Consider the following 20,881-nt stretch of genomic DNA (forward strand, 5'->3'; position numbering starts at 1 on the left):
ATGAACCGGAGAACCCCGCTGGGTGTCAGGCACCCAGCGTTATCGTTGACGACCATCGCGAGCAGGCTCGCTCCTACGGAGGTATTCGCCTTTCTGCAGGCAATAAAAAGCCCGACATTCAACATCGGGCTGGAGTTGGCCAGGCAGGCCGGTAATTCGCTGTGCGCTGATCTTACGCCGGGCATTCGCCGACGCGTTCATATTTTTTCCTCAACCTCCCGCCCAGCGTAGCCCGTTAAACAAAGGCTGCCGTGAATTAGGGCGACTTTTCTAACTATTGATTCTATGAATGGCCTCACATGCAGCCGGGTGTTGCAGGTCTTCGTGTTACGGAAATGACCGGAAAGTCGCGTTTCAACCCGTGTTTTGGGCGATTGACAATTGTCGGAAATTCCGTGAAGGTGACGTACCCAAATCAAACGGGCGTATGAATTGAGCGTTTGTATTTCAGATCGCTCCTACAGAATCCCGACTATCGCGTTGGCGGGTGTGCCGGGTGGATTGGCGTAGCATCGACGATAAACGTCACTGCCAAGCCATTCGCCTGCTTCCGACGTGTACTGTTCAGCTTCCATATCGTGGAGATCAGTTGATGATTTACGAAGGTAAAGCCATCACGGTTAAGGCTCTTGAAAGTGGCATCGTCGAATTGAAATTCGACCTCAAGGGTGAGTCCGTCAACAAGTTCAACCGTCTAACCCTGAACGAACTGCGTCAGGCCGTAGACACCATCAAGGCAGATGCTTCGATCAAGGGTGTGATCGTCAGCAGCGGCAAGGACGTGTTCATCGTCGGCGCCGACATCACCGAATTTGTCGAGAACTTCAAGCTGCCGGATGCAGAGCTTGTCGCTGGCAACCTCGAAGCCAACAAGATTTTCAGCGATTTCGAAGACCTCAACGTCCCGACTGTCGCCGCGATCAACGGCATCGCCCTGGGTGGCGGTCTGGAAATGTGCCTGGCGGCGGACTACCGCGTCATGTCCGTCACGGCCAAGATCGGTCTGCCGGAAGTCAAGCTGGGCATCTACCCGGGCTTTGGCGGCACTGTGCGCCTGCCGCGCCTGATCGGTGCCGACAACGCCATCGAATGGATTGCCGCCGGTAAGGAAAACCGTGCTGAAGACGCGCTGAAAGTCGGCGCCGTCGATGCAGTGGTTGCACCGGAGAAACTGCAGGAAGCCGCTCTGGAACTGATCAAGCGCGCCATCTCCGGCGAGTTCGACTACAAGGCCAAGCGTCAACCGAAGCTGGAAAAGCTGAAGCTGAACGCCATCGAACAAATGATGGCTTTCGAAACCGCCAAAGGTTTCGTGGCCGGTCAGGCTGGCCCGAACTACCCGGCACCGGTCGAAGCGATCAAGACCATCCAGAAAGCTGCGAACTTCGGTCGCGACAAAGCGCTGGAAGTCGAAGCCGCCGGTTTCGTCAAACTGGCCAAGACCTCTGCCGCGCAGAGCTTGATCGGTCTGTTCCTGAACGATCAGGAACTGAAGAAAAAGGCCAAGGCCTACGACGAAATCGCCAAAGACGTGAAGCAGGCTGCCGTATTGGGCGCTGGCATCATGGGTGGTGGTATCGCTTATCAGTCGGCCTCCAAAGGCACGCCGATCCTGATGAAAGACATCAACGAGCACGGCATCGAGCAAGGCCTGGCTGAAGCCGCCAAGCTGCTGGTCGGTCGCGTTGATAAAGGTCGCATGACCGCGGCGAAAATGGCCGAAGTGCTCAACGGCATTCGTCCGACCCTGTCCTACGGCGACTTCGGTCACGTGGACCTGGTGGTTGAAGCGGTCGTCGAGAACCCTAAGGTCAAGCAGGCTGTGCTGGCTGAAGTGGAAGACAAGGTCAAAGAGGACACCATCCTCGCGTCCAACACCTCGACCATTTCCATCACCTTGCTGGCGAAAGCCCTCAAGCGTCCGGAAAACTTCGTCGGCATGCACTTCTTCAACCCGGTGCACATGATGCCGCTGGTTGAAGTGATTCGTGGCGAGAAGTCCAGCGAGCTGGCCGTTGCCACTACCGTTGCCTACGCCAAGAAAATGGGCAAGAACCCGATCGTCGTCAACGACTGCCCGGGCTTCCTGGTCAACCGCGTCCTGTTCCCGTACTTCGGCGGCTTCGCCAAGCTGGTCAGCGCCGGTGTGGACTTCGTCCGTATCGACAAAGTCATGGAAAAATTCGGCTGGCCGATGGGCCCGGCGTACCTGATGGACGTGGTCGGCATCGACACCGGCCACCACGGTCGCGACGTTATGGCTGAAGGCTTCCCGGACCGCATGAAAGACGACCGCCGTTCGGCTGTCGACGTGCTCTACGAAGCCAAGCGCTTGGGCCAGAAGAATGGCAAGGGCTTCTACGCCTACGAGACCGACAAGAAGGGCAAGCAGAAGAAAGTCGCCGACCCGTCGGTACTGGAAGTGCTCAAGCCAATCGTCTTTGAACAGCGCGAAGTGACTGACGAAGACATCATCAACTGGATGATGATCCCGCTGTGCCTGGAAACCGTGCGTTGCCTGGAAGACGGCATCGTCGAAACCGCTGCCGAAGCCGACATGGGTCTGGTCTACGGTATTGGTTTCCCTCCATTCCGTGGCGGTGCGCTGCGCTACATCGATTCGATCGGTGTTGCCGAGTTCGTTGCCCTGGCTGACCAGTACGCTGATTTGGGCGCGCTGTACCACCCGACCGCAAAACTGCGTGAAATGGCCAAAACCGGCCAACGGTTCTTCGGTTAAGCGTCCCAACTTTTGAGCGAGAGTGAAATTTTATGAGCTTGAATCCAAGAGACGTCGTGATTGTCGACTTCGGTCGTACTCCGATGGGCCGCTCCAAGGGCGGCATGCACCGCAACACCCGTGCTGAAGATATGTCGGCACACCTGATCAGCAAATTGCTGGAACGCAACGTCAAGGTCGACCCGAACGAAGTCGAAGACGTGATCTGGGGCTGTGTGAACCAGACCCTGGAGCAGGGCTGGAACATCGCTCGCATGGCGTCGCTGATGACTCAGATCCCGCACACCGCTGCCGGCCAGACCGTCAGCCGCCTGTGCGGATCGTCGATGAGCGCCCTGCACACTGCTGCGCAAGCGATCATGACCGGCAACGGTGACGTATTCGTCGTCGGCGGCGTCGAGCATATGGGCCACGTGAGCATGATGCACGGTGTCGATCCGAACCCGCACATGTCGCTGTACGCGGCGAAAGCCTCGGGCATGATGGGCCTGACCGCTGAAATGCTGGGTAAAATGCACGGCATCACTCGCGAACAGCAGGACGCTTTCGGCGTGCGCTCCCACCAGCTCGCCCACAAGGCGACTGTGGAAGGCAAGTTCAAAGACGAAATCATCCCGATGCAGGGCTACGACGAGAACGGTTTCCTGAAACTGTTCGACTACGACGAAACCATTCGTCCGGAAACTACCCTGGAAAGCCTGGCGGCATTGAAGCCAGCGTTTAACCCGAAGGGTGGCACCGTGACAGCCGGTACTTCGTCGCAAATCACCGATGGTGCTTCGTGCATGATCGTGATGTCGGCGCAGCGTGCACAGGACCTGGGTATCCAGCCTCTGGCGGTGATTCGTTCGATGGCAGTGGCAGGTGTGGATCCGGCAATCATGGGCTATGGTCCAGTACCGGCAACACAAAAAGCACTGAAACGCGCGGGCCTTGGCATCAACGATATCGACTTCTTCGAGCTCAACGAAGCTTTCGCCGCACAGGCCCTGCCAGTGCTGAAAGATCTGAAAGTGCTCGACAAGATGAACGAGAAGGTTAACCTGCACGGCGGCGCGATCGCCCTGGGTCACCCGTTCGGTTGCTCCGGTGCGCGTATCTCCGGCACTTTGCTGAACGTGATGAAGCAAAATGGCGGTACTTTCGGGGTAGCCACCATGTGCATTGGTCTCGGCCAAGGCATCTCCACCGTCTTCGAACGCGTTTAAGCGTTCCGTTGACGGAAGCCGGGGCCAAGTGCCCCGGTTTTTGTTTTTCCGGATTTATTTTGTTTTTATTTTGAAAAAATTTGAGTGAGGGCCAAACCATGCCGATACAACCTGGGCTCTACCAACATTACAAAGGTCCGCAGTACCGCGTATTCAGTATTGCGCGGCATTCGGAAACGGAAGAAGAAGTGGTCTTTTACCAAGCCCTGTATGGCGATTACGGCTTTTGGGTGCGCCCCTTGAGCATGTTCCTGGAGTCGGTCGAGGTTGACGGTGAACAGGTGCCACGCTTTGCTTTGGTGCAAGCCGAACCGAGCCTTTTTACCAAGCCATAAGCTGAGAGCGCGCAGAACCCTGCGCTTGACCTCACCTTGTAGCCACTATATATAGCGGTGCCGCGTCAGGCGCCAACCGCCTTTCACTTCTAGAATTCAGGAATTTTCTGATCCATGGGCAAATCGCTGGTCATTGTGGAATCCCCGGCTAAGGCCAAGACCATCAACAAGTATCTGGGTAACCAATACGTGGTGAAGTCGAGTATCGGCCATATCCGAGACCTGCCCACCAGCGGTTCGGCTAGCGCCAGCAAAGAGCCAGCCGCCAAGCGCGGCAAAGCCGCTGCGGGTGAAGGTCCGGTGCTCTCGCCTAAAGAGAAAGCGCGCAAGCAGCTGGTCTCGCGCATGGGTGTCGATCCGGATCATGGCTGGAAAGCCAAGTACGAGATCCTCCCGGGCAAGGAAAAGGTTATCGAAGAGCTGCGCCGGCTCGCCAAGGATGCTGACACCATCTATCTCGCAACCGACTTGGATCGCGAGGGGGAAGCCATTGCCTGGCACCTGCGCGAAGCCATCGGTGGTGACGACAGCCGCTACAAGCGCGTGGTGTTCAACGAAATCACCAAGAAGGCGATTCAGGAAGCCTTCTCCAAACCAGGCGAGCTGGACATCGACCGTGTCAACGCCCAGCAGGCGCGTCGTTTCCTCGACCGCGTGGTGGGTTACATGGTTTCGCCGCTGCTGTGGGCCAAGATCGCCCGTGGCCTGTCCGCCGGTCGCGTGCAATCGGTTGCCGTGAAGCTGGTGGTGGAGCGTGAGCGTGAAATCCGCGCGTTCATCCCGGAAGAGTACTGGGAAGTCCACGCTGACCTCGGCACCGCCAAGGGCGCTACCGTGCGTTTCGACGTCGCTCGCGAGAAGGGCGAAGCGTTCAAGCCGCTGAACGAAGCCCAGGCCATGGCTGCGCTGGAGAAGCTCAAGGCTTCCAGCTACAGCATCGTCAAGCGCGAAGACAAACCGACCAGCAGCAAGCCGTCGGCACCGTTCATCACGTCCACCCTGCAGCAGGCCGCGAGCAACCGCCTGGGCTTCGGCGTGAAGAAAACCATGATGATGGCCCAGCGCTTGTACGAAGCCGGCTACATCACTTATATGCGTACCGACTCCACCAACCTCTCGGCCGATGCCGTGACGATGGCTCGTACGTATATTGAAGGCGAATTCGGCAAGAAGTACCTGCCGGAAACCCCGAACGTCTACAGCAGCAAGGAAGGCGCACAAGAGGCTCACGAAGCGATTCGTCCGTCTGACGCCAACACCGAGCCAAGCAAGCTGTCAGGCATGGAGCGTGATGCAGAGCGGCTTTACGAGCTGATCTGGCGCCAGTTCCTCGCCTGCCAGATGCTGCCGGCGCAATACCTTTCGACCACGGTCACCGTCGGTGCTGGCGATTTTGAGCTGCGCGCCAAGGGCCGCATCCTCAAGTTCGACGGTTACACTCGCGTCATGCCGCAAATCGCCAAGCCTGGCGATGACGACGTGCTGCCGGACATGGCCCAGGGCGACGCGATGAAGCTGATCAAGCTTGATCCGACCCAGCACTTCACCAAGCCGCCGGCGCGTTACTCGGAAGCGAGCCTGGTGAAAGAAATGGAAAAACGCGGTATCGGTCGTCCTTCGACCTACGCGGCGATCATTTCGACCATCCAGGACCGCGGCTACGTGGCGCTGCACAACCGTCGTTTCTACTCGGAAAAGATGGGTGACATCGTCACCGAACGCCTGTCCGAGAGCTTCTCCAATCTCATGGACTACGGCTTCACCGCCGGCATGGAAGAGAATCTCGATGACGTGGCCCAGGGCGAGCGCGACTGGAAAAACGTGCTGGACGAGTTCTACGGCGACTTCAAGAAGAAGCTCGAAGTGGCCGAAAGCCCGGAAAGCGGCATGCGTGCCAACCAGCCGGTAATGACCGACATTCCGTGCCTGACCTGTGGTCGTCCGATGCAGATCCGTACCGCATCGACCGGCGTGTTCCTCGGTTGCTCGGGTTACAGCCTGCCGCCGAAAGAGCGCTGCAAGGCCACCGTCAACCTGGTGCCAGGTGATGAAATCGCCGCGGACGACGAGGGTGAGTCGGAATCGCTGGTGCTGCGTGGCAAGCATCGTTGCCCGATCTGCAGCACGGCGATGGACGCTTACCTGCTCGACGAGAAGCGCAAGCTGCACATCTGTGGCAACAACCCGGATTGCGACGGCTACGAAATCGAAGAGGGCACCTATCGCATCAAGGGCTACGAAGGTCCGAGCCTGGAATGCGACAAGTGTGGCAGCGAGATGCAGCTCAAGACGGGCCGTTTCGGCAAGTTCTTCGGTTGCACCAACGCAACGTGCAAGAACACCCGCAAACTGCTGAAAAGTGGTGATGCGGCACCGCCGAAGATGGATCCGGTGAAGATGCCTGAGCTGAAATGCGAAAAGGTCAACGACACCTACATCCTGCGCGACGGGGCTTCCGGCCTGTTCCTGGCCGCCAGCCAGTTCCCGAAAAACCGCGAGACCCGTGCGCCGCTGGTCATGGAGATCATCCCGCACAAGGATGAGATCGATCCGAAGTACCACTTCCTCTGTGAAGCGCCGAAAAAGGACCCGGACGGTCTCCCTGCCGTGATCCGTTACAGCCGCAAGACCAAAGAGCAGTACGTGCAGACGGAAGTCGACGGTAAGCCGACTGGCTGGAAAGCGTATTACGACGGCGGCAAGTGGACGGTTGAAGACAAGCGTCCAGCAGCCAAAGCTTAAACAGCGCCGTAATTAAAAGGCCGCATGAAACCCTCGGGTTTTCATGCGGCCTTTTTGTTTTGGGCTTGCGGTGTGCTTGGGTGATCCACGACACTGTCTGACCTGTGTGAAGCAATTATTTCGTTGTGGAGGCTGCCGTCATGGCCCACGAACTCTATACCCGTACCAATCAGAAGATTTATTTCGCCGGCCTGTCGCTGGAAGCGCTTGGCAAGGCAGAAGAGGGGCGGGCGATGAACTCCCTGGCGCTGATTCAGGCCGGGCGCGAATCCGCGTTGTTTCACTTGTACGGTGCGTTGCTGGGGCTGTGCCATGAAATTGCCGGTTTCTATCGCTTGCCTCAGGCCAATGCGCCGCGGGCGGAGATGTTGCTGACTCGGGAAGTGCTGGAAGCCATCGCCATTCCCGAAATGGCCGAGATGGTCGAGTTGGCGCAAAACCCGGAAACCTGGCTGGCCAAGCTGCTGTCGGCTCATGCTGCGTTGTTCCAGCCGCCGCGTGCACCGCACAAACCCAAGGGCGACGTGACACAACCGCTGATCCTGGCCGTTAATCTGGATGAAGAAGATACGCCGGAAGAACTGAGTCGGGAGGAGTTGGAGAGCTGGCGTCAGAACCTGAAAGGCCTGGCGATTCGTTTTCGCGAAGGGTTGAACGAGTGCTGAAGGATTGAGTGTTTAACGGAGGGGCCGACGGGCTGTCCGTTTCAGGGATGAGTGCTGTGAGAAATGTCTCTTCGTAATGGCATCTGGTCAAGATCCTGAGCGAAGCCTGTCCGATGCCTATATAATCGCCGCCTTTCGTGGAGAACAGACCTTTATGCCAACGTCCTTTCTAGAAATTGTCGAGTTACCAGACGGCCGAATCGAGCTGCGCAGGGCCGAGGACGAGGGTTCTCTGGTTACTTTGGATTTCTCTGAGGATGCCAAAGCGTTCCTGCAGGGCCAACACGTAGAAGTCGCCAAGGCGATGTTGAGCGTCGGCGTTCAGATGGCTGGCCGCTTGGTTGAGGGTGATTTCAATACGGATGAGAGCTCACGGGTCCTTCATTGATCCCGTTCGTCGCTTTTTCCTGATACCGCTACAGACCGGCTTCTCTATCCTTGGAGAAGCCCCGCGCAGTTCAGTGCGTGCTTCGTTTAACCCAGTCGAATGTTCAGGCTTTGTGCGTCCCCGGTCCGGGCGGCGCTGATCAACTGTTGCCGTGAAGTGGTGCTCAGTGGATTGAGCCAGCTGACGACCGTGTGGCTGCGACCCAGACGCAAGGCTTCGCAGGTCAGCTGTTGTGCACTCTGGGTGCCGCGCGGTTGCAGCAACAGAATGCGTTCACGATTCAGGCCAGCGTCTCGGAGCCAGGTTTGTGTCAGGCTGGCCGGCGGGGCGATCAATGTCAGCCAGCGCGCGTCCTGATCCTCGCTCAGTTCCCTGAGGATCGGTGCCAGTAGATTCAGGCAGTTCCCGGCCGCACCACGCAATGACAGCTCACTGAAAACTTCAGGTTCGGCGCTCCAGGGCGACTCGACCACATCCTTCAGAATCGGTGCCATCGGCTGCACCATGAACGCCTCGAACAACGGCAGTTGGGCTTGCTGTGATGTGTGTGGGAACTGCATAAAGCCTCCTTTAGCGGCGAATGACGCCGACACTCAAGCCTTCGATCACCAGTTCCTGATCTTTCAGGTTCACTTCGATAGGGGCGAATTCAGGGTTTTCTGCAATCAACCAGACTTTGCTGCCGTCACGCTTGAAGCGTTTGACCGTTACTTCGTCGCCGATCCGCGCCACCACGATCTGGCCGTTGCGGGCCTCACGGGTGGTATGGACAGCCAGCAGGTCGCCGTCGAAAATGCCCACGTCCTTCATGCTCATGCCATGAACGCGCAGTAAATAGTCAGCGCGAGGATGGAAAAAGGCAGGGTTGATGTTGCAGGATTCTTCGATGTGCTGCTGGGCAAGGATCGGTGCACCGGCAGCCACTCGGCCAATGATGGGCAGGGTGGATTCGTCGGCCTTGGCTTCGAAACCAGGGATGCGGATGCCGCGGGATGCGCCCGGCGTCATCTCGATCGCACCCTTGCGAGCCAGCGCCTTGAGGTGTTCTTCCGCTGCGTTGGGCGACTTGAAACCCAGTTCTTGAGCGATTTCCGCGCGGGTCGGCGGGTAGCCGTTGTCTTCCAGGCAGCGTTTGATGAAGGCCAGAATCTCGGCTTGGCGTGGCGTCAGCTTTAGCATATTGATCGCTCTGTCTTTTTATACAGTGACTGGGATTATATACAGTGAAAGCGACTTGGCAATGCCCCTTTTTTTACCGGCCGCCAGACGGTCGATCAGCCGGCTGATTAAAGCGTCGTCGTTGTATGGTTAAATAGCTGACCGGCCATTCCCAAAACGAACCGCCAGACTTGACAAGGCCTGGACTGAAACGTATGTTTCAAACAAGTGTTTGTCAGGCGGAGTAGCCATGGCCCAGTCGGAAACCGTTGAACGCATTCTTGATGCTGCCGAGCAGTTGTTCGCGGAAAAAGGTTTCGCAGAAACCTCGTTGCGTCTGATCACCAGCAAGGCCGGTGTCAATCTGGCGGCGGTGAACTATCACTTCGGGTCGAAGAAGGCGCTGATTCAAGCCGTCTTCTCGCGTTTTCTCGGGCCGTTCTGTTTAAGCCTTGATAAAGAGCTGGAGCGGCGTCAGGCCAAGCCCGAGAACAAGCCGACACTTGAAGAACTGCTCGAAATCCTCGTCGAGCAGGCCCTGGTGGTACAGCCACGCAGCGGCAACGATCTCTCGATTTTCATGCGTTTGCTGGGACTGGCGTTCAGTCAGAGCCAGGGTCACCTGCGTCGTTATCTCGAAGACATGTACGGCAAGGTATTCCGTCGCTACATGATGTTGGTCAACGAAGCCGCGCCACGCATTCCACCGATCGAGCTGTTCTGGCGCGTGCACTTCATGCTGGGTGCTGCGGCGTTCAGCATGTCCGGTATCAAGGCCTTGCGCGCGATTGCCGAGACCGATTTCGGCGTCAACACCTCCATTGAGCAAGTGATGCGCCTGATGGTGCCGTTCCTGGCTGCTGGCATGCGTGCCGAAACCGGCGTGACCGACACGGCCATGGCCACTGCGCAATTGCGTCCGCGCAGCAAATCGACACAGGTTGCCGCCAAGGTTTAACCGCGCACGGGTGGGCGCGGCAGCTGACATCCGCTAAGCTAGCCGCCCATGCCGACTCTCGTTCTGAACCCGCTCCCCATAGATATCGCCGACCTGCCGGGCAAAGTCCGCAGCGGCGAACGCGTGCGAGCCGGGTTTATCGTTATCAAGGAATCTCTATGACTGCTGGCCTGCAAGGCTCGTTGATGGTGGACGTCGCCGGTACCTGGCTGACGGCTGAAGATCGCCAATTGTTACGCCAACCAGAAGTGGGCGGCCTGATCATTTTTGCCCGCAACATTGAACACCCGCGCCAGGTGCGCGAGCTGAGCGCCGCAATCCGCGCCGTTCGACCCGATCTGCTGCTGGCAGTGGATCAGGAGGGCGGGCGGGTGCAGCGCCTGCGCCAGGGCTTCGTGCGACTGCCGGCCATGCGCGCCATTGCCGACAACCTGAACGCCGAATACCTGGCCGAGCAGTGCGGCTGGATCATGGCGACCGAAGTGTTGGCCGTCGGCCTCGACCTGAGCTTTGCCCCGGTGCTGGATCTGGATTACCAGCGCAGCGCCGTGGTCGGTACCCGTTCGTTCGAAGGTGATCCGGAACGCGCTGCGCTGCTGGCGGGTGCATTTATCCGCGGCATGAACAGCGCCGGCATGGCGGCCACCGGTAAGCACTTCCCTGGCCACGGCTGGGCGGAGGCCGATTCCCACGTCGCGATCCCGAATGACGAGCGCAGCCTCGATGAAATCCGCGCCAACGATCTGGTGCCGTTTGCCAAATTGAGCAAGCAACTGGCCGCCGTGATGCCGGCTCATGTCATTTATCCACAAGTCGATTCCCAGCCGGCCGGCTTCTCCCGCCGCTGGTTGCAGGACATCCTGCGCGGCGAGTTGCAGTTCGACGGCGTGATCTTCAGCGATGACCTGTCGATGGCCGGCGCTCATGTGGTCGGCGATGCTGCCAGCCGTATCGAAGCCGCGCTGAGCGCTGGTTGCGACATGGGCCTGGTGTGCAACGACCGCGCCGCTGCGGAGCTCGCGCTGAGTGCCGCCCAGCGTCTGAAGGTCAAGCCGTCCGAGCGCATTGCGCGGATGCGCGGCCAGTCGTATGCCAGCACTGAATACCGTCAAGACCCGCGCTGGCTGACGGCCATTGGTGCGCTCAAAGACGCTCAACTGATTGAATAAGGACTTTACGTTATGACGGTTTACGCGATTATCGGTGGCACCGGCCTGACTCAACTGGAAGGCCTGAGCATTCGTCAGTCACTGGCGGTGGACACCCCTTACGGCACGCCTTCGGCCGAGGTGCAGATCGGTGAGTACGCCGGCAAGGAAGTGCTGTTCCTCGCGCGTCATGGTCACCCGCACCGTTTCCCGCCGCATCAGGTGAACTACCGCGCCAACCTCTGGGCACTTAAGCAGGCCGGCGCCGAAGCGATTCTTGCGGTCAACGCAGTCGGTGGGATTCATGCTGCGATGGGCACCGGGCATTTCTGTGTGCCGCATCAACTGATCGATTACACCAGCGGTCGCGAACACACCTATTTTGCCGATGACCTGGAACAGGTCACCCACATCGACTTCAGCTATCCCTACAGCGAACCGCTGCGCAAGCAATTGATCGCGGCATTGGCGGCTGAAGGCGTTGGTTACAGCAGTCATGGCGTGTATGCCTGCACGCAGGGACCGCGCCTGGAAACGGTGGCGGAAATTGCGCGTCTGGAGCGTGACGGTTGCGACATCGTCGGCATGACCGGCATGCCGGAAGCGGCATTGGCGCGTGAGCTGGAGCTGGATTACGCGTGCCTGGCGCTGGTGGTGAATCCGGCGGCGGGCAAGTCGACAGCTGTGATCACCATGGCCGAGATCGAGCAGGCGTTGCATGACGGAATGGGCAAGGTTAAGTCGACATTGGCGCGGGTGTTGAAGGGCTGAGATAGCCTTTAGGCCGAGTCGCTCCCTTCGCGGGCAAGCCTCGCTCCTACAGGTGTCGAGTTATCCCTTGTAGGAGCTGGCTTGCCAGCGATAGCGATTTAACTGCCACCACTACTTATCGATTTTCTCCGGCAACGGCGCAAACAACGCCTCGATATCATCACTCTGCAACTTCCAGTCCCCAGCCTTGCGCCCATCCAGCACGCCTGCTGCCAAGTCGGATTTTTCCTTCTGCAGGTGCTGAATTTTCTCTTCCACCGTGCCCCGGGCAATCATCTTGTAAACGAACACCGGTTTCTCCTGGCCGATGCGATACGCGCGGTCAGTCGCCTGGTTTTCCGTCGCCGGGTTCCACCACGGGTCGTAGTGAATCACCGTGTCCGCTTCCGTCAGGTTCAAGCCTACACCGCCTGCCTTCAAGCTGATCAGAAAGATCTGACGCTTGCCGCTCTGGAAATCTTTCACCGGGGAGCGTCGGTCGCGAGTCTGTCCGGTCAGCAACGCATACTCCACGCCGCGCTTCTTCAGTTCGACCTCGATTAACGCCAGCATCGAAGTGAACTGCGAAAACAGCAGAATCCGTCGGCCTTCCTCGAACAACTCCTCAAGCATTTCCATCAGGCTGTCGAGCTTGCCCGAGGTGCTTCCGCGCGTCGGCAGGGCCGCGTCGTTGACCAGACGCAAATCGCAGCAGACCTGACGCAGCTTCAGCAACGCCTCAAGGATGATGATCTGGCTGCGTGCCACACCTTTGCGGGTGATTTCGTCGCGGACTTTCTTGTCCATCGCCAAACGCATGGTTTCGTACACATCGCGCTGGGCTTCGTTGAGCTCGACCCAATGGATGATTTCAGTTTTCGGCGGCAACTCCGTCGCTACCTGCTCTTTTGTCCTGCGCAGCAGGAACGGTTTGATCCTGCCGTTGAGGTGTTGAAGTCGTACTTCGCTGGCGCGCTTTTCAATCGGCACGCGGTAATCACGGTTGAAACTCTTCACATCGCCGAGCCAGCCGGGCAGCAGGAAGTGAAACAGCGACCACAGCTCACCCAGGTGGTTTTCCAGTGGCGTACCGCTCAGGCACAAACGCTGGCGTGCATTCAGCTCGCGCGCGGCGTGGGCGGCTTTGCTGTTGGGGTTCTTGATGTATTGCGCTTCGTCCAGTACCAACACGTGCAGTGGCTGTGCGGCCAGGCGTTCGACGTCCTTGGGCAGCAGCGCATAGGTGGTGAGGATCAGGTCGTAATCGGCAAGACTGTCAAAATGCTTTTTACGACTGGCGCCGTACAGTGCCAGTACTTTCAGTTGCGGCGTGAAATGCGCCGCTTCGTCGAGCCAGTTGGGAATCAGGCTGGTGGGCATCACCACCATGCACGGACGATCGAGGCGCCCGGCGTTTTTCTCGCTGAGAACATGCGCCAGGGTTTGTAGGGTTTTGCCCAGGCCCATGTCATCCGCGAGAATCCCGCCAACCTCCAGTTGCCGCAGCGACTGCATCCAGCTCAAGCCTTCCAGTTGATAGGGGCGCAAGGTCGCGTTCAAGCCTTCCGGTGCTGTCGCGGTGTAGTCCTTGATGTCCCGCAGACGCTGGGCAAAGCTGCGCATTTGTTCGCCACCTTCCCAGAGTAGCGGCAGGTCTTCCAGCGGATTCAGGCGCGTCGCGTCGGCCTTGCTCAGGCGCAGCGTGGTTTCACCGGGCTCTTGCAGATAGAACTCGCCGAGGGTCGCCAGCACCGGTTTCAATCGGCCAAAGGGCAGGGCGACTTGCAACGGCCCATGCTCGGAGTTCGGTCGATGGGGGATGTTCACCAAAATCAATTCATCGTCGCGACGCCGTGCGAGGCGTTCCGGGTTGAGGATCTCGGTGTGGGAGCGCATCAGGTTCAACAGGATGGGCAGCAGACTCAACCGCTCACCATTGACGATGATCCCCAGTTCCAGATCAAACCAGTCGCGCTCCGGCGCCTGTTCGACGGTGGCGTACCAGTCGTCCACGGCGGTCAGGTCGAAACCGAAATCCTCGTCGATCTGCAACTCCCAGCCTTGAGTGCGCAGCTTCGGCAGCTCATTGAGCGTGAAGGTCAGCCAGGCACTGTCATTGACCATTTCATAGAGTTCGCCGGCACTTTCCGGCAAGGCTTTACTTTGCCGGGTGGCGATCTTGAAGCCGAGGATTCGTAACTGTTCCCTGTAGGCCTGTTCGACTTCCGGGTGGCGTTTTATCCGTAATGTCTGTGCCTCCTGACGTATCAGGATGTCGGCGTTTTTCTGCCCGCAAACGTATTCATCCAGATAGCTGAAGGACAACGCAGCGCGATGCTGGATGTAACGCTGCATCTTGCCGTTGCGCGGCTCGAAGGCGCTGAACTCAATGCTCGCCAGCCACAGGCGCGGCACCGGTTGAACGTTGTCCACCAGCACTTGCGGCGGTGCTTTCGGGCTGCGGTTTTCCAGTACGGCCTGGAGTTTTTCCAGCAATTCGGCGTCTTGAGCGGCGGCGGGGTAGGCGAGGGTTTCCTGCACCTTCAACAGCACGGCTGCGCAATGTTTGCAGTTGCTGCGGACCGGGCATGTACACGTGGCATCGACCATCAGCAGGGTGCTTTTGGCTGACTCGCGCAGGCGAATGGTCTGACGGTATACGTTACCGCCAGAACCTTCGCACGCGGCAGTAATGGTTGCGTCGCCGACTTCCACGATCCTGACGCGGTTCTCCAGCGCATAGCGGCGGCCGCGCTCCAGGCTTTGTTCCTTGAATCGACTGACCCATGAAGGTGCCAGGGGTTTGCTCAGGGTCGCGGGCATAGGGACTTCAATCAGTCCGGAATTTGTTCGGGGACTGGCCGAGGCGCAGGGGCGGTGAGCGAGGTGATCTTGATCAGCAGGCCGAGGTGACCGTTGTCGAGGAAGTTCAACTGGCCGTTCTTGGTGTGGCTTTCTTGTTTGAGGCGTTCGCTGGCGGTCACCATGCCGTTGGCGTCGATCTGGTTGACCCAGAAGTCGGCGTCAACGTCGGTGAAACGCCCCAGTTTCAGGTTCAGCGTGCCCTCGATCGGGAACTGGCCGAACTGTTCCTTGCCGTCGCTGACCGCAACTTTGCTGGCTTCTTCGCCGAGATTTTGCTGCCAGGCCTTGTGCAGCAATACGGTGTATTCATTGCTGGCGGTGAGTTTTTCCACTTCGCCATTCAGGCTCGGCGTACGCAGGCTCTCGGGGCGGATTTGCTGGGCGCCGGCGGCCCAGTCTTCCGGCGCGGCGCGGCTGACGATGGCGGGCACGGCGTTTTGCCGGACCAGAATCATTTCGATCTGATACAGGTCATCGGCAAACGCCGTTGGGGCGACCAGGGTGGTCAGCAAAGTCAGTAAACGAAACAGGCGCATGCGGCGTCCTTCAAGCAGTTTTCGGAATGAGGCATTCAAGCAATGCCTCTACAGTATTAAAGCGCTCTTCCGGGCGCTCCATCGGGACCATGAATTTAAACATCGTGGCCCCTTCGAATTTGTAGCGTTTAGGCTGGCCCTGAATCAGTTTGATCAGGGTCAGCGGATCGACCGGTGTCTGCGCCGCGAACTCGATCCGGCCGCCTTGCGGGCCACCGTCGACTTTCTTGATGCCCAGCACTTCGGCTTGCAACTTCAGCCCTGTGATGCGCATCAGGTTCTTGGTTGGCTCCGGCAGCAGGCCGAAACGGTCGATCATCTCGACTTGCAGGTCCTTGAGACCATCCTCATCGGTGGCCGAGGCAATGCGTTTGTAGAGAATCAGCCGCGCATGGACATCCGGCAGATAGTCTTCGGGAATCAGCGCCGGAACACGCAAATTGACTTCCGGGCCACCGCCCAACGGCTGATCGAGATTCGGTTGTTCGCCCTTGCGGATCGACTTCACCGCACGCTCGAGCATCTCCATGTACAGGGTGAAGCCGACCGCCTGAATCTGTCCGCTCTGGCCGTCGCCCAGCAGTTCGCCGGCGCCACGGATTTCCAGGTCGTTGGTGGCGAGCACGAAGCCCGCGCCGAGGTCCTGGGTATTGGCGATCGCCTCCAGACGCTTTTCTGCATCCGGGGTGATTTGCTGGCGCGGCGGTGTCAGCAGATAAGCATAGGCCTGGTGGTGACTGCGACCGACGCGGCCACGCAACTGGTGCAACTGCGCCAGGCCGAATTTGTCGGCGCGCTCGATGATGATGGTGTTGGCGCTCGGTACGTCGATACCGGTCTCGATGATGGTCGAGGCGATCAGCACGTTGAAGCGCTTGTGGTAGAAGTCGCTCATCACCTGTTCGAGTTCGCGCTCGCGCATCTGCCCGTGGCCGATGCCGATCCGCGCTTCCGGCACCAGTTCGGCGAGGTCGGCGGCGCATTTCTCGATGGTCTTCACGTCGTTGTGCAGGTAGTAGACCTGGCCGCCACGCAGCAGCTCCCGCAGCAGCGCCTCTTTGACCGTGCTCTTGTTCTGCTCCATGACGAACGTCCGCACCGACAGGCGACGGGCCGGCGGTGTCGCGATGATCGACAGGTCACGCATGCCGGACACTGCCATGTTCAGCGTGCGCGGAATCGGCGTGGCGGTCAGCGTGAGGATGTCGACTTCACTGCGCAGGGCCTTGAGCTGTTCTTTCTGACGGACACCGAAACGGTGTTCTTCGTCGATGATCACCAGCCCGAGGTTTTTGATTTTCACGTCGTCTTGCAGCAGCTTGTGCGTGCCGATGACGATGTCGATCTTGCCTTCGGCAAGGTCGGCGACGGCGGCATTCACTTCCTTGGCCGACTTGAAGCGGCTCATCACTTCCACGGTCACCGGCCAGTCGGCAAAGCGGTCGCGGAAACTGTTGTAGTGCTGTTGGGCGAGCAGGGTGGTCGGTACCAGGATTGCCACCTGACGGCCGCCGTGCACCGCAATGAACGCTGCGCGCATTGCCACTTCGGTCTTGCCGAAACCGACATCGCCGCAGACCAGCCGGTCCATCGGCTTCGGTGCGAGCATGTCGGCGCGCACGGCTTCGATGGTGGTTTGCTGGTCCGGAGTTTCTTCGAACGGGAACCCTGCGCTGAAAGTTGCGTAATCGGCTTTCGGATCTTCGAAGGCATAACCTTCGCGAGCGGCGCGGCGGGCATAGATATCGAGCAATTCCGCCGCCACATCGCGCACCTGTTCGGCGGCTTTGCGTTTGGCTTTCTGCCAGGTTTCCGAGCCGAGACGATGCAATGGGGCCAAGGCATCGTCGCTGCCGGTGTAGCGGGCGATCAGGTGCAGGTTGGCCACCGGCACGTACAGTTTGGCGCCTTCTGCGTATTGCAGGGTCAGGAACTCGGCGGCTTGATCGTCGATTTCCAGCGTCGCCAGGCCCAGGTAGCGGCCAACGCCGTGATCGATGTGCACCACCGGCGCGCCTTCGCGCAGTTCAGTGAGGTTTTTGATCACGGCGTCGTTGTTGGCGTCGGCGCGTTTTTCACGGCGACGACGCTGCATCACGCGCTGACCGAACAACGGACTTTCGGCGACCAGCGCCAGGGCCGGATCGTCGAGCACCAAGCCTTCGTCGAGCGGTGCGATGGTGATCGCCAAGCGCTCCTTGCTCGCGACAAAGTCGGGCCAGCTGTCGACGGTTTTCGGTCGCAGCTTCAGGCGTTCGAGCAGTTCCAGCAGCACTTCACGACGGCCCGCAGATTCGGCGGTGAACAGCACGCGACCAGGGAATTCGTCGAGGAAACCGGCCAGCGCGGCCAGCGGTTGAGTGGCTTTGGCTTCGATGGCCAGGTTCGGCAGTTCTCGCGCCGGGAAGCGCTCGCGGCCGACACCGGTTTCAACATCCTGTTGACTGGCGACGACGCGCGGCCAGTTCTTCAGGCGTGCGAAGCAGTCCTCCACCGGCAGGAACAATTCGGCTGGCGGTAATAAAGGACGGGACGGATCGACACGGCGCTCTTCATAACGATTGCGCACGTCGTTCCAGAAATTCTCCGCCGCCTGCTCGATGCCCGGCAGGGAAAACACCTGGGTGTCCTGGGGCAGGTAATCGAACAGCGTGGACGTTTCGTCGAAGAACAGCGGCAAGTAGTACTCGATACCCGCCGGTGTAATCCCGCTGCTCAGGTCCTGAAAGATCGGGCAGCGACGGAAATCGACATCGAAGCGCTCACGGAAGCGTGCCTTGAAACGGGTGACCGCATCTTTCTGCAGCGGGAATTCCCGTGCGGGCAGCAAGCGGACGGTGTCGACTTTATCGATGGAGCGCTGGTTTTCCGGATCGAAGGTACGCAGCGTTTCGATTTCGTCATCGAACAGGTCAATCCGGAAGGGCAGTTTGCTGCCCATCGGGAACAGATCGATCAGCGAGCCGCGGACGGTGAATTCGCCGTGCTCGTACACCGTGTCGACGTAGCGATAACCGCTGGCCTCAAGCCGGGTGCGCATTTGCTCGACGTCGAGCTTCTGGCCAACGTCCAGCACCAGACTGCTGCCGAGCAGGAATCTGGTCGGCGCCAGGCGGTGCAGGGCCGTGGTGATCGGCACCACCAGCACGCCATGACTCAACTCCGGCAATCTATATAGAGCAGAGATACGCTGGGAAATGATGTCCTGGTGTGGCGAAAACAGATCGTAGGGCAGGGTTTCCCAGTCCGGGAAATGCAGCACCGGCAAATCCGGGGCGAAGAAACCCAGCTCCTGCTCCAGCCGCTCGGCACTCTGGCTGTCGGCGGTCAGTAGCAGGGTAAAGCGTTTGGCAGCGCTGGCAGCCTCGGCAATGGCCAGGCTCAGGGCGGCACCGGGCAGGTTGCCCCAGTGCTGTTTACCTGCCGCGGCAGGGAGAAGCGGTAGACGCAGAACGGGCACGGAAGGTTGAGCTCCAAGCGTTGCGACAAAGTCGGTAATTGTAGCGGCCCCGGGTGCCGCCTGTCAGTTGCTGACTGTGTCTATTACGCAGGTTTGGCGAAATGTAGTGGTAAAGACAAAAAACGCCGGTTTTTTGCTGAAAATTACTGATTATGTAGTGGCTAAATGACCGAGTGTTACGGAGGGTTACGGATAAGATAGCGATGTCTCCAAAAAATTGACTTCGCTGAAAGCCGCGGTTTTACTGGGCTTCGGCGGTGCGTAATTTTTTTGAAGAAGAAATTGTTACGGATCGCACGACAGGCGCGCATTGCTACGAGAGGCACTCGGCGGCATAATGTAGCCCCTTTTTTCTGCCCCTACATGTGGAAGGTTCCCGTGACTCAGAAGCCCGACCAGTGTCTTGGTGAATGGATCGACCGTGAAGCACTCGCAGAAGCGATGATTCCGCTTATCGGTCAGCTCTACCGCAATAACAACGTGGTGAGCTCGATCTATGGCCGCAGCCTGATCAACCAGTCTGTCATCGCGATTCTCAAAGCTCACCGCTTTGCTCGCCATCGTTCTTCCGACGATAGCGAACTCTCCGTCCACGAAACATTCCCTCTGCTGAAAGCCATGAGCGAGCTCAAGCTCGGCGCTGCTTCGGTAGATTTGGGCAAGTTGGCGTACAAATTCCGCGTCGAAGGCAATGGCCGTACTGCCGAGCAGTTCGTCCGTGAAGAAATGGCTGAAGTGGTTGGCCAGCAAAACGCCTCCGCTCGCAAAGGCACCGACGTTGTCCTGTACGGCTTCGGTCGTATCGGCCGTCTGCTGGCGCGCATCCTGATCGAAAAAACCGGTGGCGGCGACGGCCTGCGTCTGCGTGCCATCGTGGTGCGCAAGGGCGCCGAGAACGACCTGACCAAGCGCGCCAGCCTGCTGCGCCGCGATTCGGTACATGGTTCGTTCAACGGCACCATCACCATCGATGAAGAAAACAACACCATCACCGCCAACGGCAACCTGATCCAGGTTATCTACGCGAAGAACCCGACTGAAGTGGATTACACCCAGTACGGCATCAAAGACGCGCTGCTGGTGGACAACACCGGTGTATGGCGTGACGCCGATGGCCTGGGCCAGCACTTGGCCTGCCCGGGTATCGACCGTGTTGTTCTGACCGCGCCTGGCAAAGGCAAGCTGAAGAACATCGTTCACGGCATCAACCATGGCGAAATCACCGCTGACGACAAGATCGTTTCGGCTGCTTCCTGCACCACCAATGCCATCGTGCCGGTGCTGAAGGCTGTCAACGACAAGTTCGGCATCGTCAACGGTCACGTTGAAACGGTTCACTCGTACACCAACGACCAGAACCTGATCGACAACTTCCACAAGGGCGATCGCCGTGGCCGTAGCGCCGCGTTGAACATGGTGATCACCGAGACCGGTGCTGCCACCGCTGCTGCCAAGGCATTGCCTGAGCTGGCCGGCAAGCTGACCGGTAACGCGATCCGTGTTCCGACGCCAAACGTGTCGATGGCCATTCTCAACCTGAACCTTGAGAAAGCCGCTACCCGCGAAGAGATGAACGAGTACCTGCGCTACATGGCGCTGCACTCCGATCTGCACAAGCAAATCGACTTCGTCAATTCGCAGGAAGTGGTTTCCACCGACTTCGTTGGCTCGCGCCACGCAGGCGTTGTGGACGCTGAAGCAACCATCACCCAAGACAACCGCGTTGTTCTGTACGTTTGGTACGACAACGAATTCGGTTACAGCTGCCAGGTGGTTCGCGTGATGGAAGACATGGCCGGTGTAAACCCGCCAGCATTCCCGCGCTAAGCCTTAGCTGCACATGAAAACGCCCCGACTTTGGTCGGGGCGTTTTTGTTTGTGCAGGCTTTTGAGCCGTGTCGCCAGGTCGGGCCTCATCGCTAGCAGGC

Annotated in this window: 15 protein-coding genes; 10 read left to right on the forward strand and 5 right to left on the reverse strand. The window is 58.9% G+C overall.

Annotated features, from left to right (window positions below; all coding sequences use genetic code 11):
* Positions 1–592: 592 nt before the first annotated feature.
* The 6 genes from fadB to KGB24_RS26510 all read left to right on the forward strand — a co-directional run bounded on the left by fadB (position 593) and on the right by KGB24_RS26510 (position 8,078).
* On the forward strand, positions 593–2,740 hold the full coding sequence (fadB, locus tag KGB24_RS26485) for a fatty acid oxidation complex subunit alpha FadB (RefSeq protein WP_207285084.1): 2,148 nt from the start codon (positions 593–595) through the stop codon (positions 2,738–2,740).
* Positions 2,741–2,772: 32 nt separating this feature from the next.
* The gene (gene fadA / locus KGB24_RS26490; RefSeq protein WP_008028488.1) at positions 2,773–3,948 is read left to right on the forward strand and encodes an acetyl-CoA C-acyltransferase FadA; all 1,176 of its coding nucleotides are present in this window, start codon (positions 2,773–2,775) and stop codon (positions 3,946–3,948) included.
* 98 nt (positions 3,949–4,046) lie between these two features.
* The gene (locus KGB24_RS26495) at positions 4,047–4,283 is read left to right on the forward strand and encodes a DUF1653 domain-containing protein (protein WP_008028485.1); all 237 of its coding nucleotides are present in this window, start codon (positions 4,047–4,049) and stop codon (positions 4,281–4,283) included.
* Positions 4,284–4,397: 114 nt separating this feature from the next.
* On the forward strand, positions 4,398–7,025 hold the full coding sequence (gene topA, locus KGB24_RS26500) for a type I DNA topoisomerase (protein ID WP_008037710.1): 2,628 nt from the start codon (positions 4,398–4,400) through the stop codon (positions 7,023–7,025).
* Positions 7,026–7,165: 140 nt separating this feature from the next.
* Positions 7,166–7,690, forward strand: coding sequence for a DUF6586 family protein (locus tag KGB24_RS26505; protein ID WP_223413921.1), 525 nt, complete (start codon positions 7,166–7,168; stop codon positions 7,688–7,690).
* A gap of 154 nt (positions 7,691–7,844) precedes the next feature.
* On the forward strand, positions 7,845–8,078 hold the full coding sequence (locus KGB24_RS26510) for a hypothetical protein (protein WP_008028479.1): 234 nt from the start codon (positions 7,845–7,847) through the stop codon (positions 8,076–8,078).
* Positions 8,079–8,164: 86 nt separating this feature from the next.
* Here the strand turns inward: KGB24_RS26510 and sulA are convergent, their stop codons facing one another.
* A complete protein-coding gene (sulA, locus tag KGB24_RS26515; protein WP_192226287.1) occupies positions 8,165–8,638 on the reverse strand; it encodes an SOS-induced cell division inhibitor SulA in 474 nt (157 codons plus the stop codon).
* 10 nt (positions 8,639–8,648) lie between these two features.
* A complete protein-coding gene (lexA, locus tag KGB24_RS26520) occupies positions 8,649–9,257 on the reverse strand; it encodes a transcriptional repressor LexA (protein WP_007944149.1) in 609 nt (202 codons plus the stop codon).
* Positions 9,258–9,486: 229 nt separating this feature from the next.
* On the opposite strand from lexA, the gene KGB24_RS26525 reads away from it, so the two are divergent.
* The 3 genes from KGB24_RS26525 (at position 9,487) to KGB24_RS26535 (ending at position 12,113) form a co-directional block, all read left to right on the forward strand.
* Positions 9,487–10,194, forward strand: coding sequence for a TetR/AcrR family transcriptional regulator (locus tag KGB24_RS26525; protein ID WP_008028474.1), 708 nt, complete (start codon positions 9,487–9,489; stop codon positions 10,192–10,194).
* A gap of 158 nt (positions 10,195–10,352) precedes the next feature.
* Positions 10,353–11,363 (forward strand): beta-N-acetylhexosaminidase, encoded by a 1,011-nt coding sequence (gene nagZ, locus KGB24_RS26530; RefSeq protein ID WP_223413922.1) that lies wholly within the window; start codon positions 10,353–10,355, stop codon positions 11,361–11,363.
* A gap of 12 nt (positions 11,364–11,375) precedes the next feature.
* Positions 11,376–12,113, forward strand: coding sequence for an S-methyl-5'-thioinosine phosphorylase (locus tag KGB24_RS26535; protein WP_223413923.1), 738 nt, complete (start codon positions 11,376–11,378; stop codon positions 12,111–12,113).
* A gap of 111 nt (positions 12,114–12,224) precedes the next feature.
* On the opposite strand, the gene KGB24_RS26540 is transcribed toward KGB24_RS26535, so the two are convergent.
* From KGB24_RS26540 to mfd, 3 genes are read right to left on the reverse strand one after another with little or no spacing between them, the layout of a single operon-like run.
* Positions 12,225–14,915 carry a DEAD/DEAH box helicase gene (locus tag KGB24_RS26540; RefSeq protein ID WP_192226293.1) on the reverse strand — a complete coding sequence of 897 codons (2,691 nt, stop codon included), beginning with the start codon at positions 14,913–14,915 and terminating at the stop codon, positions 12,225–12,227.
* A gap of 11 nt (positions 14,916–14,926) precedes the next feature.
* Complete coding sequence (locus KGB24_RS26545; protein WP_008028464.1) at positions 14,927–15,493, reverse strand: CsiV family protein; 567 nt, start codon at positions 15,491–15,493, stop codon at positions 14,927–14,929.
* A 10-nt stretch (positions 15,494–15,503) separates the two neighbouring features.
* A complete protein-coding gene (gene mfd / locus KGB24_RS26550; RefSeq protein ID WP_223413924.1) occupies positions 15,504–18,953 on the reverse strand; it encodes a transcription-repair coupling factor in 3,450 nt (1,149 codons plus the stop codon).
* A 363-nt stretch (positions 18,954–19,316) separates the two neighbouring features.
* Between mfd and KGB24_RS26555 the strand changes: the two genes are divergently transcribed.
* Positions 19,317–20,780: a glyceraldehyde-3-phosphate dehydrogenase gene (locus KGB24_RS26555; protein WP_008028461.1), complete on the forward strand. Its 1,464-nt coding sequence runs from the start codon at positions 19,317–19,319 to the stop codon at positions 20,778–20,780.
* The last annotated feature ends 101 nt before the right edge of the window (positions 20,781–20,881 follow it).

This window comes from Pseudomonas sp. BF-RE-25 (genome assembly GCF_019956105.1).
Taxonomy (GTDB): domain Bacteria; phylum Pseudomonadota; class Gammaproteobacteria; order Pseudomonadales; family Pseudomonadaceae; genus Aquipseudomonas; species Aquipseudomonas migulae.